At 64.3% G+C, this 15,987-nt stretch carries 17 protein-coding genes and 3 tRNA genes; 9 read left to right on the forward strand and 11 right to left on the reverse strand.

What is annotated here, in order from left to right; genetic code table 11:
• Positions 1 to 13 precede the first annotated feature (13 nt).
• Positions 14 to 2,002 carry a transketolase gene (tkt, locus tag GVL61_RS01635; RefSeq protein WP_159976204.1) on the reverse strand — a complete coding sequence of 663 codons (1,989 nt, stop codon included), beginning with the start codon at positions 2,000 to 2,002 and terminating at the stop codon, positions 14 to 16.
• Between the two features lie 258 nt (positions 2,003 to 2,260).
• Here tkt and GVL61_RS01640 point away from each other — a divergent pair, with 258 nt between their 5' ends.
• The 4 genes from GVL61_RS01640 to GVL61_RS01655 all read left to right on the forward strand — a co-directional run bounded on the left by GVL61_RS01640 (position 2,261) and on the right by GVL61_RS01655 (position 3,790).
• Entirely contained in the window at positions 2,261 to 2,452 is a 192-nt protein-coding gene (locus tag GVL61_RS01640) for a hypothetical protein (protein ID WP_159976207.1), read from the forward strand.
• Position 2,453: 1 nt separating this feature from the next.
• A complete protein-coding gene (locus tag GVL61_RS01645) occupies positions 2,454 to 2,762 on the forward strand; it encodes a cell division protein ZapA (RefSeq protein WP_159976210.1) in 309 nt (102 codons plus the stop codon).
• A 156-nt stretch (positions 2,763 to 2,918) separates the two neighbouring features.
• Entirely contained in the window at positions 2,919 to 3,551 is a 633-nt protein-coding gene (locus GVL61_RS01650; protein ID WP_159976213.1) for a 5-formyltetrahydrofolate cyclo-ligase, read from the forward strand.
• Positions 3,551 to 3,790 (forward strand): DUF2842 domain-containing protein, encoded by a 240-nt coding sequence (locus tag GVL61_RS01655; RefSeq protein WP_159976216.1) that lies wholly within the window; start codon positions 3,551 to 3,553, stop codon positions 3,788 to 3,790. The genes GVL61_RS01650 and GVL61_RS01655 overlap by 1 nt, the downstream gene beginning before the upstream one ends.
• A gap of 234 nt (positions 3,791 to 4,024) precedes the next feature.
• Here the strand turns inward: GVL61_RS01655 and GVL61_RS01660 are convergent.
• Positions 4,025 to 4,101: transfer RNA gene (locus GVL61_RS01660), tRNA-Asp, on the reverse strand.
• A 116-nt stretch (positions 4,102 to 4,217) separates the two neighbouring features.
• Positions 4,218 to 4,294: transfer RNA gene (locus GVL61_RS01665), tRNA-Asp, on the reverse strand.
• Between the two features lie 221 nt (positions 4,295 to 4,515).
• Between GVL61_RS01665 and GVL61_RS01670 the strand changes: the two genes are divergently transcribed.
• Positions 4,516 to 4,974, forward strand: coding sequence for a hypothetical protein (locus GVL61_RS01670; protein WP_159976219.1), 459 nt, complete (start codon positions 4,516 to 4,518; stop codon positions 4,972 to 4,974).
• A 17-nt stretch (positions 4,975 to 4,991) separates the two neighbouring features.
• Here the strand turns inward: GVL61_RS01670 and GVL61_RS01675 are convergent, their stop codons facing one another.
• The 5 genes from GVL61_RS01675 to thyA all read right to left on the reverse strand — a co-directional run bounded on the left by GVL61_RS01675 (position 4,992) and on the right by thyA (position 10,551).
• Complete coding sequence (locus GVL61_RS01675) at positions 4,992 to 5,576, reverse strand: YdeI/OmpD-associated family protein (RefSeq protein WP_159976222.1); 585 nt, start codon at positions 5,574 to 5,576, stop codon at positions 4,992 to 4,994.
• A gap of 235 nt (positions 5,577 to 5,811) precedes the next feature.
• Entirely contained in the window at positions 5,812 to 7,122 is a 1,311-nt protein-coding gene (locus GVL61_RS01680) for a dihydrolipoamide acetyltransferase family protein (protein ID WP_159976224.1), read from the reverse strand.
• Between the two features lie 4 nt (positions 7,123 to 7,126).
• Complete coding sequence (locus GVL61_RS01685; RefSeq protein WP_200844789.1) at positions 7,127 to 8,185, reverse strand: alpha-ketoacid dehydrogenase subunit beta; 1,059 nt, start codon at positions 8,183 to 8,185, stop codon at positions 7,127 to 7,129.
• Positions 8,178 to 9,488, reverse strand: coding sequence for a 3-methyl-2-oxobutanoate dehydrogenase (2-methylpropanoyl-transferring) subunit alpha (locus tag GVL61_RS01690; protein WP_159976227.1), 1,311 nt, complete (start codon positions 9,486 to 9,488; stop codon positions 8,178 to 8,180). Before GVL61_RS01690 ends, GVL61_RS01685 begins: the two co-directional genes overlap by 8 nt.
• Before the next feature lie 94 nt (positions 9,489 to 9,582).
• Positions 9,583 to 10,551, reverse strand: a complete 969-nt coding sequence (gene thyA / locus GVL61_RS01695) for a thymidylate synthase (protein ID WP_159976230.1) — start codon at positions 10,549 to 10,551, stop codon at positions 9,583 to 9,585.
• A 309-nt stretch (positions 10,552 to 10,860) separates the two neighbouring features.
• Between thyA and GVL61_RS01700 the strand changes: the two genes are divergently transcribed.
• A tRNA-Pro gene (locus GVL61_RS01700) sits at positions 10,861 to 10,937 on the forward strand.
• Between the two features lie 57 nt (positions 10,938 to 10,994).
• Here the strand turns inward: GVL61_RS01700 and GVL61_RS01705 are convergent.
• Both GVL61_RS01705 and recG read right to left on the reverse strand, forming a co-directional pair.
• Complete coding sequence (locus GVL61_RS01705; protein WP_159976233.1) at positions 10,995 to 11,789, reverse strand: FadR/GntR family transcriptional regulator; 795 nt, start codon at positions 11,787 to 11,789, stop codon at positions 10,995 to 10,997.
• A gap of 124 nt (positions 11,790 to 11,913) precedes the next feature.
• Positions 11,914 to 13,971 carry an ATP-dependent DNA helicase RecG gene (gene recG, locus GVL61_RS01710; protein WP_159976236.1) on the reverse strand — a complete coding sequence of 686 codons (2,058 nt, stop codon included), beginning with the start codon at positions 13,969 to 13,971 and terminating at the stop codon, positions 11,914 to 11,916.
• A gap of 110 nt (positions 13,972 to 14,081) precedes the next feature.
• Between recG and GVL61_RS01715 the strand changes: the two genes are divergently transcribed.
• The 3 genes from GVL61_RS01715 to GVL61_RS01725 all read left to right on the forward strand — a co-directional run bounded on the left by GVL61_RS01715 (position 14,082) and on the right by GVL61_RS01725 (position 15,152).
• On the forward strand, positions 14,082 to 14,504 hold the full coding sequence (locus tag GVL61_RS01715) for a host attachment protein (RefSeq protein ID WP_159976239.1): 423 nt from the start codon (positions 14,082 to 14,084) through the stop codon (positions 14,502 to 14,504).
• Positions 14,505 to 14,563: 59 nt separating this feature from the next.
• Positions 14,564 to 14,836 (forward strand): succinate dehydrogenase assembly factor 2, encoded by a 273-nt coding sequence (locus GVL61_RS01720; protein ID WP_159976242.1) that lies wholly within the window; start codon positions 14,564 to 14,566, stop codon positions 14,834 to 14,836.
• Positions 14,837 to 15,002: 166 nt separating this feature from the next.
• Positions 15,003 to 15,152: a hypothetical protein gene (locus GVL61_RS01725; protein ID WP_159976245.1), complete on the forward strand. Its 150-nt coding sequence runs from the start codon at positions 15,003 to 15,005 to the stop codon at positions 15,150 to 15,152.
• Between the two features lie 37 nt (positions 15,153 to 15,189).
• Here the strand turns inward: GVL61_RS01725 and GVL61_RS01730 are convergent, their stop codons facing one another.
• Complete coding sequence (locus GVL61_RS01730) at positions 15,190 to 15,936, reverse strand: SDR family oxidoreductase (protein WP_159976248.1); 747 nt, start codon at positions 15,934 to 15,936, stop codon at positions 15,190 to 15,192.
• Positions 15,937 to 15,987 lie beyond the last annotated feature (51 nt).

Consider the following 15,987-nt stretch of genomic DNA (forward strand, 5'->3'; position numbering starts at 1 on the left):
TCCTAATCTCCTCTTAGGTGCTGAGCTTTTCCAGAATCTTGGGCACGATGGCTTCGGCGGTGAAGCCGAAACGCTCGAACAGAACCTTGGCGGGGGCGGATGCGCCGAAGCGGTCCAGGCCAATGTTCAGGCCGCCATTGCGGCTGAAGGCGGTGTAACGTTCCCAGCCCTGCGTGACGCCGGCCTCGATCGAAACGCGCAGAACTGCGGGATCGTTGGGCAGAACTTCGCGCTGATAGGCTTCGTCCTGCGCCGCGAACAGTTCCATGCACGGCATCGAGACGACATCGGCGCCGATGCCCTGTGCCTGCAATTCGCCCTGAACCCTGACCGCCAGTTCGACTTCCGAGCCGGTGGCGATGAGGATAACCTTGCGGTCTCCTTCAGCGCTGCGCAGCGTGTAGGCACCGCGCGCCGACAGCATATCGCCCGAAGTGCGCAGCTGCGGCAGGTTCTGGCGGGTCAGCGCGAGAACCGAAGGGGTTTCCTTGGATTCCAGGGCGATGGTCCAGCACTCGGCGGTTTCCACGGCATCTGCCGGGCGGAACACGTAGAGGTTGGGGATCAGGCGCATCGACATGACATGCTCGACCGGCTGGTGGGTCGGGCCGTCTTCGCCAAGGCCGATGCTGTCATGCGTCAGCACATAGATAGCGCGGGTCTGCTGCAGCGCCGAGAGACGGATCGCATTGCGGCAGTAGTCCGAGAAGATCAGGAAGGTGCCGCCGTAAGGGATCACGCCGCCGTGCAGCGCCATACCGTTCATCGCGGCGGCCATGCCGAATTCACGGATACCGTAATAGACGTAGCGGCCCGAGTAATCCTCGGGGTTGAACGGCGCCTGGCACTTGGCCTTGGTGTTGTTCGAGCCGGTGAGATCGGCCGAACCGCCGACCATTTCCGGGATCGCCGGGGCCAGTACGTTCAGCCAGTTCTCCGATGCCTTGCGGGTGGCGACATTGGCGTCGCCGGCAACCCACTCGGCCAGCGCCGCACGAATGCCGTCCATTTCGGGAAGCTCGCCGGCCATGCGGCGGCTGAATTCACCCGCCTTGTCGTTGGCGGCGGCGCGCGCATCCCACTCGGCGTGGGTGGCAGCGCCCTTTTCGCCCAGCGAACGCCAATCGGCCATGATCTCGGCGGGGATCTCGAAGGGAGCGGATGTCCAGCCGAGGTATTCGCGCGCGGCTTCGATCTCAGCCGCGCCCAGCGGCGAGCCGTGAACGTCGTGACCGCCCTGCTTGTTCGGAGCGCCCTTGCCGATCAGCGTGCGGCAGGAAACGAGGCTCGGCTTGTCCGATGCAGCGGCCTCGGCCAGAGCACGCTCGATGTCGGCGAAGTCATGGCCGTCGCAGTCGAACACGTCCCAGCCCGAAGCGCGGTAGCGTGCAGCGATGTCTTCGGTGGTCGACAGCGAAGTGTCGCCGTCGATGGTGATCTTGTTATTGTCCCACAGGACCTTGAGACGGCCCAGCTTCAGCGTACCGGCAAGGCCGATCGCCTCGTGGTTGATGCCTTCCATGAGGCAGCCGTCGCCGGCGATCACCCAGGTATTGTGGTCGACCAGATCGTCGCCGAAGGTGGCGTTGAGATGACGCTCTGCCATCGCCATGCCGACGGCCATCGCCACGCCCTGACCCAGCGGGCCGGTGGTGCATTCCACGCCTTCGATCAGGAAGTTCTCGGGATGGCCGGCGCAGACCGAACCCATCTGGCGGAAGTTGCGTATGTCATCCAGCGAGGGGCTGGCGTAGCCGGTGAGGTGCAGCAGCGAGTAGATGAGCATCGAACCGTGACCGGCCGACAGCACGAAGCGATCGCGGTCAGCCCACTTGGGGGCTGCGGGGTCGAACTTGAGGAACTTCGCGAACAGCACGGTAGCGACGTCCGCCATGCCCATCGGCATGCCCGGGTGGCCGCTGTTGGCAGCCTGAACCGCATCCATCGACAGTGCCCTGATGGCGTTGGCCATCGGCGCGAGACGGTCGGAAGAAAGGGTCATGGATCAGCTCCGGGTAGGCGAAGTTTATGGGACGATTCGTAACTTGCGACCCCCTTTAGGGAGAGGCGGCGGCGCGTCAAGTTTACCGCCCCAATTCCCGCGAGCCGGGGCAGATTCCACGCCCGGCCGTATAATAACCGCAGGTCACGGGCGGCCCGTCGCATGTCAGGCACCAATCGAGCCGATGCAAGTGACAAGATTGTGAACAACGCCGCACAAGTGCTTGCCAGTTGACCACTATGCGACCAGCGAGACTGGATGAACGAGGCTCCTGCCCTGCTGGCGCTCGACCGGATCGAGCTAGCACTGGCGCGTATCCAAGGCGCCGCACACCACATCAAGGCCGGTGAGGACGCAGACCTGCGCCGCCGCCACGACGATCTCAAGGCCTGCGTCGCCCAGTCGCTTGCCGGGCTGGACGAACTGCTCGCAAGCAAGGGCAACCGCTGATATGGGCAACGTCACCCTTTCGGTCGGCGGTCGCAGCTTCACACTGGCCTGCGCGGACGGTGAGGAAAAGCATGTCACCCGCCTGGGCCGGCTGATCGACGAAAAGGCAGCGGCCTCCGGCGCCGAAGGCCAGACCGAGACGCGCATGCTGCTGTTCGCCGCACTAATGATGGCAGATGAACTCGACGAACTGCGAAAACGCCCGAAAACGGCGGAAATCTCGGCCGATTTCACCGAAAGGCTGGGCAGGATCGCATCGCAGGTCGAAAATCTTGCTTCTCTCCTTGAGAGTAACGCCGCAAGCGCCTAGATAGGTGCGTGACGGGATCTGCCCGGCACGTGCCGTTCGAACATCCCTGAGGCTATAAGCAAATCCTTTGGGGGCTGTCCCTGCCCGGATCCTGGTCCGACGCACATGGTTCCCACCTGACGTCAAACGCGTCAGAGGATTTCTAGGAAACGACCCATGGTGGACCCGTCACCCCCCATTTCTTCTGATCCCATTCAGTTCGCTGACAAAAAGGCCGCCCTCAGGCGGAGCTATCGCCAGGCCCGCGCAGAGCATGTCGATACACTGCCGGCGGGCCTGCGCGCCCTCATGCTGAGCAGGCCGCCCGCCCCTCTGGTGGAGATCATCCCCGAAAGCGCGACCGTGGGCGTCTATCACCCCGCGGGGTCCGAGGCTTCCGCGCTCGGCTGGGCACGCTGGCTGGCCGAGAACGGCCGGCAGGTCGCCCTGCCCTGGTTTGCCTCGCGCGGGAGTCCGATGGAATTTCGCATTTGGGCCAATCCATGGGACGAAAGCCAGCTCAAGGCCGGCCCATGGCGCGCGCTGCAACCGGGCAAGGGCAGCGAGGCTGCGACCCCCAACCTCGTCGTGGTGCCGCTGCTGGCCTTTACTGCGGGCGGGCACCGGCTTGGCCAGGGCGGCGGGCATTACGATCGCTGGCTCGCGGCGCATCCGGACGTACCGGCAATCGGCCTTGCCTGGGATTGCCAGATCGCCGAGGAACTTCCCGTCGAAAGCCATGACCGCGCCCTCGCCGCAGTGGTGACACCGACGCGGATCTACGAAGTGCAGCCGCTGGAGAGAACCTGATGCGCGAGACCCCGACCTGGCGGATACCGATAGGCGTCCTTGCGCTGGTACTCGCACTGATGGTTTACGGAATCGCCGTCGCCATCCTTGTCCCTCCGCTGATCGGTGAGTGGAACGCGCTCGCCCAGACGCCCATTTACGTGGCGCTCGGGATCGTCTGGATCATGCCCCTGCGGCGATACCTGATGTGGATGGAAACCGGCCACTGGAGCGCTCCGGCGGAGAAGGCCTCGAAGTAGGACCTGCAGGAGCCAGTCCATGCGACTCGCTCTACAAACCCTTTCGTAATTGCGAACCTGGCGAAGCGACCAGCGCTGTTACGCGCCGACGGGTTTTCACCTGCGCGCATTGATGCAGGCCGAGAACGTACTAACGCCGCCCGGCACGATTATATTTTGCTGAAACGAAAAAGGCCGGGACTAAGCCCGGCCTCATCTTCATCCTGTGCGGTTACCACTTCTCTTTAAGAGAAGTGGCGCGAGTGACGGGGCTCGAACCCGCGACCTCCGGCGTGACAGGCCGGCACTCTAACCAACTGAGCTACACCCGCGCAGCGATGAAAAGGCCAAGAAGAACTCAGCCTTGAATATGCTTCCGGCTTCCCGGAAATTCCAAGCCTTGTCAGAGGCATGGAATGTATCTTTCCCCGAAAGGAAAGATCCCAAGTGGCGCGAGTGACGGGGCTCGAACCCGCGACCTCCGGCGTGACAGGCCGGCACTCTAACCAACTGAGCTACACCCGCGTACTTTGCGGCGGTTGCGTCCGCTTGGGAGCGCCGCCACTAGGCCAGCCACCGGGGGCTGTCAACCGCCTTGCCAGAGCCTTTTGGACTTTTTTCAACGCCCCCGCAAACGGGCCCCGAACGAGCGCCGTTTGATCATGGCCAACGGCGATTAACCCTATCCTGGCAAGTGCGGGGAATGCTGTGCCCCTGCCGCGACTGGACAGCCTGAGGCTTCTATAGTGAACCTGAACAAGCAACTTGTTGCGGCTGTCTCGCTTGCGATCGCATCCGCCCCGTCCGCCGCCGCGCTCGCGCAGAGCGGCCCTGCAGTAGCCACATACAGCGCTGTCTTCATCGAGCGCATCGCACCGGGCAGCGACCGCAGCCTCGAACCCGCCAGCGCGCTTGCGCGGGGCGACCAGGTATTCACGGTGGTGACATGGTACAGGATGGGCGGTGACGGGGGTTTCGTCCTCACCAACCCCCTACCCGCGCGACTTGCCTACCAGCGCAGCGCCAGCGACATGCAGGAAGTCTCTGTGAACGGAGGTCGCTCCTGGGGTCGCCTGGAGAACCTGCGCATGGGAACCCGGCAGGCGACGGCCGAGGACGTCACGCATGTGCGCTGGCGCATCCCTGCCAGCAGCGCAGCGCGAGGGCGGGGGCAGATCGCCTATAGCGGTATAGTGCGGTCATGATTGGGCGCCGACTCGCATCAGCACTTCTCGTACTTCCAGTTGCGCTTCTTGCCCTCTGCCACCCATTCGACTGACTGGGCCATGCGCCTACCGCGCGTAGCGGGTGCCTTGGCCTCGGTGATCCATTCTAGATAGTCGCGCTGCTGCGCCGGGGTGAAGGCGCCGAAAGCCTCAAGCGCCGCCGGAACCGCAGCGAGCGCCGCAGCAAAATCTTCCGGCATGGCAATTTCGGGTTTGGGTTTGTGAGGCTTTCCCGGCTTTCGGGCCGTCCCCGTAACCTCGACACGGGCCTGCGCCGCCTGCAACTTCTGCGCGAGATCCGATTCGCCGGGCAGGTCAGAAAGAGCTGTGATGCGTCCGAACTGCCCCATCGCATCGCCTTGACGCCCATCGCCGTGGATGACGAACGTGCAGTGGGCCTTGAACGCAGCCATGCCAGCAACGTTCTTGCCGCTTACCAGAAAGTGCGGCATGCCCCACTTGATCGCCTCTTCAGCGCCTGGAAGCGCGCGGTGGGCAAGTTCCCGTAGATGTTCGAGGATAGGGCGGGCAAAATCCGCCGACCTGGCGATATAGTCGTCGACACGCGCGTCTCGGCTCATGGTTTGCTCCCCACGATTCGGTCGCAGCCATCATGCAGCATCGCGGTCGATTGCGCATCACCGGCCCGCTGCTCGAACAGGACGATCTGACCTGGCCAATTGCGCGCGCCCCGGGCCGTACCCTTCCGGGAGCGATTCCCCCGCCACGCAAGTTTTACAGCAGCACACGGACCAGGAGCGAAGCAGCGGCGATATATTCGTCCCCGCGCGGTTCCCGGTCCATGTCCTGCTCGCTTTATCCGGCGAGAATGAGCGCCGGCGCCTCGATCAGTTTCTTGAGGTCCTGCGCGAAGCTGGCAGCGTCCCAGCCGTCGACCACGCGGTGGTCGCAGCTCATCGATATGTTCATGATCTTGCGCTTCTCGATGCGCTCCACGCCGCTGGCGTCTTTCACGAACATCGGCCGCTCTACGATGCGATTGGGGCCGATGATGGCGACTTCCGGACGGTTGATCACCGGCGTCGTCGCCACACCGCCCATGGGGCCGAGCGAGGTGACGGTAATCGTCGAGCCCGAAAGCTCGGAAGATTTTGCCGACCCATCGCGCGCAGCCTGCGCGAGGCGGGTGATCTCGGCGGCAAGCTGCCATAGGTTGCGGCTCTGCGCATCGCGGATCACCGGGACCATGAGGCCGCCGGGCGTCTGCGCCGCTATGCCCAGATGCACCGAGCCGTAACGCGTCACCACGCCCGCCTCATCGTCATAATGCGCGTTGAGCATCGGGTACTTCGGCAGCAGCTTGCAGATCGCCGAGATCAGGAACGGCAGCATCGTCAGCTTGGGGCGCTCTCCGCGTCCTGCATTGAGCTGGGCGCGGGTTTCCTCCAACGCCGTGACGTCGAATTCCTCGACATAGGCGAAGTGGGGGATGTTGCGCTTGGACGCCGCCATGTTCTCGGCGATGCGGCGGCGCAGGCCGATGACGCGGACCTGCTCGTCCTTGCCCTTCAATCCCGCAGGCTGGAAACCGCCGCTGGCATTGTAGGACAGGAATGCGTCGAGATCGGCATGGCGCAGGCGGCCGTCTTCCGCCGGGCGGACTTCGGCAAGGTCTATGCTCAGGTCTTTCGCGCGCTGGCGGACTGCGGGGCTGGCGAGAACCTTAGCCGCCGGGGTGGGCGTGCGGACTTCGACAGGCTCAGCCTGAGCGGGGGTGGGTTTTGGGGCCGGAGCGGGTTCTACGACAACGTCCGCTTGCGCTGAGCCTGTCGAAGCACCAGCCGCAGCGGGCGTCTCCGCCTCGATCCGTTCCTCGACCACGGCAGCCTTCGGAGACGGCGCATGACCGCCCTCCTCCGCCAGACCCTCAACCTCGATCACGACCAGCGCCGAGCCGATGGCGATCACATCGCCCTCCGCCCCTGCCACTTCGACGACCACGCCCGAAACCGGGCTTTCCATCTCAACCGTGGCCTTGTCCGTCATCATGTCGGCAAGGCGGCCATCTTCCTCGACCGTATCCCCGACCTTGACGTGCCAGGCGACGATTTCGGCCTCGGCAATGCCTTCCCCGATATCGGGAAGCGTGAAAACATAACGTCCCATCGGATCAGTCCTTCATCAGACGGTCGACCGCTTCGCCGATGCGAACGGGACCGGGAAAATAGGCCCACTCGAGGCTGTGCGGATAAGGCGTGTCGAACCCGGTCACGCGCTCGACCGGCGCTTCGAGATGGTAGAAGCAGCGCTCCTGCACGAGCGTCACGAGTTCGGCGCCGAAGCCGGAAGTGCGAGTCGCCTCGTGTATCACCAGACATTTGCCCGTCTTCTGCACAGACTTTTCCACAGTCTCTATGTCCAGCGGAACAAGACTGCGCAGGTCGATGATTTCGGCGTCGATACCCTTGTCGGCCAGCACCGCTTCGGCGACGTGAATCATCGTGCCGTAGGCCAGCACCGTCAGCGCCTCGCCCTCGCGCACGATGCGCGCCTTGCCGAGCGGGATTTTGTAATACCCCTCGGGCACTTCGCCGCCGGGGTGGCCCTTCCAGGTGCGCGACGGCTTGTCGTAGTCGCCGCCGAAGGGGCCGTTGTAGATGCGCTTCGGCTCGAAGAACATGACCGGGTCATTGTCCTCGATCGCGGCGATCAGCAGGCCTTTGGCGTCATAGGGCGTGGCAGGGATGACGGTCTTGAGGCCGGCGACATGGGTGAACATCGCCTCTGGGCTCTGGCTGTGGGTTTGCCCTCCGAAGATACCGCCGCCGAAGGGCGAGCGGATCGTGATCGGCGCAGTGAACTCACCCGCCGAACGGTAGCGCATACGCGCTGCCTCGGACACGAGCTGGTCGAGGCCGGGGTAGATATAGTCCGCGAACTGGATTTCCGGCACCGGGCGCAGGCCATAGGCAGCCATGCCCACCGCCGCGCCGATGATGCCGCATTCGTTGATCGGCGCATCGAACACGCGGTTGCGGCCGAACTTCTTCTGCAGGCCCGCGGTGGCGCGGAAGACGCCTCCGAAATAGCCCACATCCTCGCCCAGGATGACGATATCGGGATCACGGGCCATCATGACGCCCAGCGCGTCGTTGATCGCCTCGATCATGTTCATCTGGCGCGAGGGTGCCTGCGTTTGCGTGTCGGTCACGGGCTTCTCCTCAAGCATCGTCCCGCTCCTTCCATTCCGGCCATTTTATGCCGCGTTCGCGCATGGCCTGAGCGGCCTGTTCCTCAAGGTGCCAAGGTAGTTCCTCGAAGACGTCCTCGAACATCGTGTGGAACGGGTGGTGCATGCCGTGGCCGAGGATGCCGTTCTTCTCGGCGTCCTTCGTGGCGACCTTGACCTGCTCCACCAGTTCCCGGTCCATCGTCTCCTGCTGCTCCTCTGACCATTCGCCAAGGGCGATCAGGTGCTTCTTGAGGCGCATGATCGGATCGCCCAAGGGCCATTCCTCGCGCTCCTGCGCCGAGCGGTAGGCGGATGGATCGTCCGAGGTGGAGTGGCCCTCGGCGCGGTAGGTGAAGTGCTCGATCAGGGTCGGGCCTTGATTGGCGCGGGCGCGGTTGGCGGCCCACTCCATCGCCGCATAGACCGCCAGCGCATCGTTGCCGTCGACCCGCAGCCCGGCAATGCCGTAGCCTGTGGCGCGCGCGGCGAAGGTCGTGCGCTCCGCCCCGGCAAAGCCGGAGAAGCTGGAGATCGCCCACTGGTTGTTGACGACGTGGAGCACGACCGGCGCATTGTAGACCGCAGCGAAGGTCATCGCCGCGTGGAAGTCGCCTTCCGCGCTCGATCCCTCGCCGATGAAAGCGGTGGCGATGCGGGTGTCGCCCTTGATCGCGCTGGCCATTGCCCAGCCCACCGCCTGCGGGAACTGCGTGGCAAGGTTGCCGGAGATAGAGAAGAACCCGTAGTCCTTGGCCGAATACATGATCGGCAACTGGCGGCCCTTCAGAGGGTCGGCGCGGTTCGAATAGATCTGGTTGATCATGTCGACCAGAGGATAGCCGCGCGAGATCAGGATGCCCTGCTGACGATAGCTGGGGAACACCATGTCGTCGCCCGCCAGCGCCATGGCGCAGGCAACCGAGATCGCCTCCTCGCCGGTGCACTTCATGTAGAAGCTGGTCTTGCCCTGCCGCTGACTGCGGTACATCCTGTCGTCGAAGGCGCGGGTCAGCGCCATCGTGCGCAGCATCCGGCGCAGCGTCTCGGGATCGAGACCGGGGTTCCACGCGCCGACGGCCTTGTCATCCTCGTCCAGCACGCGGACCATGTCGAGGGTCAGCGGCCATGTCTCGCTGGCCGGGCAGGCCTCGTCGGGACGGGCCAGCAGGCCGGCAGGCGGCACCGGCAAATGCGAATAATCGACGACGTCGCCGGGCCGGTATTTCGGCTCGGGTACATAGAGCTCGAGCGGCGGCAGATTGCCGCGCACGACGCCTTTTTCAACGGGGCCTTCGGCCATTATCATGCTCTCCCGCCAGTGTGCGGCCGCGAGAACTTTGAGTATCAAAATTCTACGGTTCGGTCATAATATTTCAAGTTTCAGCAATGTCAATTCAGACCGCAACCGGCGCGGCGATATGCGCCTGGGGTGCATATCCGGCCACTTCGAAGTCCTCGATCCGGTAGTCGAACATCGAATCGGGACGGCGCAGGATCGACATATGGGCTTCGCCGGAAGGCTCGCGCGCAAGCTGTTCTTCGACCAGCGGCGCATGGTTGAGGTACAAATGGACATCGCCGCCTGTCCAAACGGCCTCACCGGGTTCAAGGTTGCATTGCTGCGCGATCATGCGGGTCAGCAGTGCCAGCGACCACATGTTAAACGCAAATCCCAGACCCAGGTCGCAGCTGCGTTGATAAAGCAGGCACGATAGCCGTCCGTCCGCGACATGGAACTGATAGGTCTTGTGGCACGGCGGCAGCGCCATCGCATCCAGTTCGGCGACGTTCCAGCCTTCGATAATGTGGCGGCGGCTGCCTGGATTGGCCTTGAGGCTATCGATCACCTGCGTGACCTGATTGATGCCGGGCCCGCTGCGGAACAGACCCTCACCCGCCGGCTCATATGTCGGCCAGTCGACCCACTGCTTGCCATAGACCGGACCCAGACCACCCCACTGGAGGGCAAAGGCTTCATCGGCGACGATTCGCGCGGAGAAGTCCCTGCGCTCGATCTGATGGCCGGTTTCGCGGCGATAGCGATCCAGCGGCCAGTCGGTCCAGATTTCCACGCCCTGCGCGCAAAGAGCGCGGATGTTGGTCTCGCCGGTGAGGAACCACAGCAGTTCGCGCGTCGCGGTCTTCCAGTAGACGCGCTTGGTGGTGAGCAGCGGCATCGCCCCGCCCGACATGTCGAAGCGGATCGTCGCCCCGAAGACCGATCTGGTGCCCACGCCGGTACGGTCTACACGCTCGTCGCCCTCGGTCCAGATGCGGCGCATGAGGTCGAGGTACTGGCGCTCCCAATGCGGCGTCTGCGCGGCGGTGAAAGCGGGGTCTGCGTTAAACGTGGTCGTAGTCATGCGGGAAAACCTATCGCTCCGGGCCGCGCAGGGGAAGACGGTTGCGGTATTGGTCCCCGGCGGCACCATGCCTGGGGAGCTGGGACAGGCTCGGCAGAAGCGCGGTTCAACCGACACTTTATGCTGTTTTTATCCAGAATCAGCCTTCCAAAGGCCCCTGCCAAAAGCCACCTGCCCCCACACAAACGGCGGATTTCCGAGGATTTTGCAATCTCGGCAACAAAATCCACAAAGCCCTCTTGCCACCCCCGGAGTCGCCCTATATAGGCGCGCTCCTGCCCAGGGCGGTCTTCGGATCGCCCCTCCGGTCGGGGAATAGCTCAGCCTGGTAGAGCACTGTCTTCGGGAGGCAGGGGCCGGAGGTTCGAATCCTCTTTCCCCGACCATTTATTCGCAAAGGGCGCGTCTCTCGGGACGCGCCCTTTGTCGTTTCAGCGTCCGGTCTACACCGACCCGCCAGCGAAATAGCGAGCCCGAATTTCCGCCACACGCGCCCGCGCGTCCGAAACCGCGCGTTCTTCGATCGCCATCAGGACGTGGTTGATCGAGCCTTCCAGATGCATCCGCACCGCCGCCCGCGCCCTTACCGCGTCCCGTGCATGCAGCGCCGCGAGAATCTCGATGTGCTGCTCCAGACTGTGGCGATAGTTGTGGTTGCGCGCATCCTCCAGCATCCGGCGACACTCCGGCGAGCGCGAGCGCATGTCCCACAAGTCGCGCACGCCGCGTTCCACGGCGATGTTGCGGGTGGCCTGCGCCAGGGTCGTGTGGAAAACGGTGAGCGCGGCCTCCCAGTCCTCGAAACTGCCGTCCTCCCGCCGCATATCGGCCACCGCTTGGTCGAGACGAAGGAGTTCCTCGTCGCTGATGTTGGTCGCCGCCAGAGAGGCCGCCTCGCCCTCGAAGATGAGACGCGCCTGGGCGAGTTCGATCGGTGTCACCGCCGCCGCGTCGGCCACTGGCGGCTCATCGTCCGGCTGACGCAGGACATAGGCCCCGGACCCGATCCGCACTTCGACCACGCCCATCACTTCCAGCGCCAGCAGCGCCTCGCGCACGATCGGGCGGCTGACGCCCATGAGCACGGCCAGTTCACGTTCCGCCGGCATCCTTGCGCCGACCGGATAGCGTCCTGCCCGCACTTCCTCCATCAGCGCTGCAGCGACCCTCCGATAAAGGCGCGGCGCGTGCGGTTCTTCCTGCCCGGCCTCACCGGCCTTTTGTTCTTCATGGTTCAACGGCCACTCTCCCTGCGGTCCGACCGATTTATCGGTTTTTGCAGGGTCGGTAATACCAGTCGAGGCATGGGGGCCGCAAGCCGCTCTCCCGATCAGTCAAGCGCAGCTGCCGGTTGGGACAGGCTCAGCCCGAGCGCAGCAGCTGCACGCCCCAGTCGCGCTCGAACAGATAAAGCAGCAACCGCGCCGCCTCTCCGCGTGGACCGGCAAGGCCGCCGTCGCGTTCGATCAGCAGGCGCGCATCGTCGTGAGCGAGCGGGAGCAGCTTCTGGATCTGCTCCAGGCTGGCGATGCGGAACGGCGTATCACCCGACTGCCGGGTGCCGAGCAGTTCGCCGCCGCCGCGCAGTTGCAGGTCCTCCTCGGCAAGACGAAAACCGTCCTGCGTCTCGCGCATTAGGGCAAGCCGCTGGCGCGCGGTTTCGGACATCTGGGTACCGCGCAGCAGCAGGCAGGTGGACTTCTCCGACCCGCGCCCCACGCGCCCGCGCAACTGGTGAAGCTGGGCCAGGCCGAAGCGTTCCGCCTGCTCGATCACCATCAACGTGGAATTGGGCACGTCGACGCCGACCTCGATCACCGTGGTCGCCACCAGCAGGCTGGCCTCACCGCGCGCGAATCGCTCCATCGCGGCGTCCTTGGCCTCGGGGCGAAGCTGGCCGTGGACCAGCGCCACGGTATCGCCGAATCGCTCCTTAAGCGCGGCATAGCGCGCCTCGGCGGCGGCGAGGTCTTCGTTTTCGTTCTCATTGACCATCGGGCAGACCCAGTAGGCCTGCTGCCCGGTCTCGATGTGGCGAGCGATGCCGCCGATGACATCGTCCATCCGCTCGACCGAGATCACGCGGGTATCGATCGCCTGACGACCCGGCGGCAGTTCGTCGAGCTTGGAAACCTCCATTTCGCCGTATTGCGCCAAAGTCAGCGTGCGCGGGATCGGCGTTGCCGTCATCGCCAGCGTATGCGGCGCGCGGCGGCCCTTGCGCGCCAGCATCAGCCGCTGGCCGACACCGAAGCGGTGCTGTTCGTCGATCACCACCAGCGCGAGATTGCGATAGGCCACGCTGTCCTGGAAGATCGCATGGGTGCCCACGACGATCTGGATTGAGCCGTCCAGCAACCCCATCAGGATCGCTTCGCGGGCCTTGCCCTTGTCCCGGCCGGTGAGCAACGCGATCTCCACCCCGGTGCCCTGCAGCATCCGGGACAGCGTCTCGTAGTGCTGGCGGGCGAGGATTTCGGTCGGCGCCAGCAGCGCGCCCTGCGCTCCGGCCTCCACCGCGATCAGCAGCGAGGACAGCGCCACCACCGTCTTGCCCGACCCCACATCGCCCTGCAGCAGCCGCAGCATCGGCGAGGGCTGCGCAAGGTCGCCCTCGATCTCGGCGATGGAGCGTACCTGTGCGCCGGTCAGCGCAAACGGCAGGCGCAGTTTTGCGCGCAAGGTTCCATCGCCCACCAGCGGCGTGCCGCGCTGCGAGCGGTTGCTTTCGCGCACCAGCATGAGCGCCAGCGCATTGGCGAACAGTTCGTCATAGGCCAACCGGTCGCGCGCGGGCGCATTGACGCCCCGGTGCGCCTCGCCCAGCGCCTCGCGCCATGCGGGCCAGTCCTTCTGGGCCATCAGGCCATGCTCGATCCATTCGGGAAGCTCGGGCAGCCCCTTGAGCGCCTGCGCCACCAACGCGCCGATGCGTCCCTGCGTCATCCCTTCCGACAAAGGATAGATCGGCTCGCACAGCTTGCCGATTGGGGCGGCAGAATCCTCCGAGACATGCTCGGGGTGCACGATCTGGAGCATCTGGCCGTACTGGTCGATCCGGCCCGCCACCCAGCGCAGTTCACCCACCGGGAGTTGCTTCTTCGCGGTATAGGAAGCCCGGCCGAAGTAGGTGATCGTGCATATGTTACCGACCGCATCTTCCGCCATCACGCGAAAAGGACCGCGTCCGCTGGGCGAGCGATGTTCGCGCGGGGTCAGCGCGATAATGACGTTCTCGCCTACCCCCGCCTCGTCGAGATTGGCGATGGCGCGGCGCTCCACGAAGCGGTCGGGCAGGTGATAGGCAAGGTCGCGAATCCGGGTGAGGCCCAGTTTCTCCAGCGGACGCCGGAGTTTAGGCCCCACGCCATCGAGGGCATCGGTTTCGACGAACAGGGAATTGAGCGCTTCGGGCCGCATGCGCGCCTCTTAGCGCGACTGTGCACCGTTTCACCAGACAGCATGGAACACCCCTCCACATCGGTCCGTTGGCAATTTTCAAGCATGCACCAAAAACCAAGGAGAAGCCCATGCTCTTGCCCCACGGAACCGTGTTCGCGATCGTCGACGGAGAGAACTTCGAACTTTATCGCAACTCGGGCGCCGAAGCCGAGCCGAAGCTGACCTCGATGGAAGCGCCGACCCTCGAAGCCACGAATTTCAGCGCCGGAAACCGCAAGACCGACGGCCAGACCCGCCATCAGGCTCGCACCGGCGACGGCAGCCGTGACGGTCTCGACGAAGCCGCTCATGTCGCAGCGGTAACGGGCTGGCTCAACGAACAGGTGCTGTCGCGCGAGATCGAGCAGCTTGTGGTCGTGGCGGATCCACGCTCGCTGGGCGAGATGCGCCGGCATTATCACAAGCAGCTCAAGGATGTGCTGGTCGGCGAAGTGCCCAAGACCCTGACCGGACGGCCCAGCGCCGAGATCATCCGCGTGCTGCACGGCTGAGCGCCACCTTATTCCCGCGAATCTTGCTCATGACCGCGCCGCGCTGTAACGGCGCGGTCATGACCGTATTATCGCCCCGCCTCGCCCGTCTGAAGTTCCGCGCCTGGCACCGCGGCACCCGCGAGGCCGACTACATGATCGGCTGCTTCTTCGACCGCTTTCACGCCGAATGGTCGGAAGAAGAGATCGTTCTGTTCGAAAAAATGATCGACGAGGAAGACGTCGATATCATGGGCTGGGCGCTCGGCACCCTGAGCATTCCCGAGGAATATCGCGGCGCGCTGGTGGAGCGCATGATGCAACTCGACTACGTGGTGATCCCCCGCGACTGACCTGAATTCCTCCCCGAGCTTGTCTTGGGGAGGAGCGCGCCTTTCGCAAGCAATCGGCGCGTTTTGTGCAACTGCGGTATACTACCGTGCATTTGCGATACGAACCTCGGAACGTCATAGGCTCCGGCGATGCTGCGATGCAGCAAAGTTTATCCTTGAGGTTTCTATGTTTTCGTTTCTCTCCCCCGTGGCTGTCCGTTTTGCCTTCCGCAGCGATGTTGTCGTCGCCGAGCGCTATATGCCCGCTTTCGCCGAGAAGAAGCCTGCCTTCGATCGTGCAGCGCCTCTGGTCGAAGAACTGAAGCGCGCCGCCTGAGGATCAAGCGCGGACGGGAAGCACAAAATCCTTCCCGTCATAACGCGCTGAGTACATGCCCGCCGTCGACCGGGATGACTACGCCGGTCATATAGCGCGACGCTTCCGAGCACAGCAGCAACAGCGGCCCGTCGAGGTCCTTGAAGTTGCCGAATCGGCGCTGCGGAATCCGCCGAGCCATCGCCTCACCTAATTTGCTGTCCAGAAAATCGCGGTTCATGTCGGTGGCGAAGTAGCCCGGCGCCAGGGCATTCACGCGGATGCCATAGCGCGCCAGTTCCAGCCCCATCTGCTTCGTCATCTGCACAATTCCGGCCTTGCTCATCGCATAGACCGTAAGTTGCCCGCCTTGCCGCAGCCCGAGGATCGAGGCGACGTTGACGATCGCCCCTCCCTTGCCTGCGCCGTGCATCCCTCGCGCTGCCTCCGTGGCGACGAGGAAAGCACCGCGCAGGTTCGCGGACATGATGTGATCGTACTCCTCCACGCTCACATCAAGCAGGGCATGAGCGCCCGAAACCCCCGCATTGTTCACCAGCACGTCGACCGAGCCGACTTGCGCCAGCGCCGCCTGAATGCTCACGGGATCGGTGACGTCTATCTGCATTGTAGACGCTGCCGCACCGATCTCGGCCGCCAGTTCCTCCAGCGCTTCCATCCGTCGGGCGGCAAGAATGACCTCGGCCCCCGCACCGGCAAGAACGCCCGCAAAGTGCCGGCCAAGCCCACTCGATGCGCCGGTTATGAGAACGCGCTTGCCGTCCAGCCTGTCGATTGCAGCCATATCGCCTCCCTGATCCGTTTGCCCGCCGATAAACCCGTCGTCATTCCCGTT

Origin of the sequence: Novosphingobium sp. 18050 (assembly GCF_902706195.1) — a bacterium.
Classification (GTDB): domain Bacteria; phylum Pseudomonadota; class Alphaproteobacteria; order Sphingomonadales; family Sphingomonadaceae; genus Novosphingobium.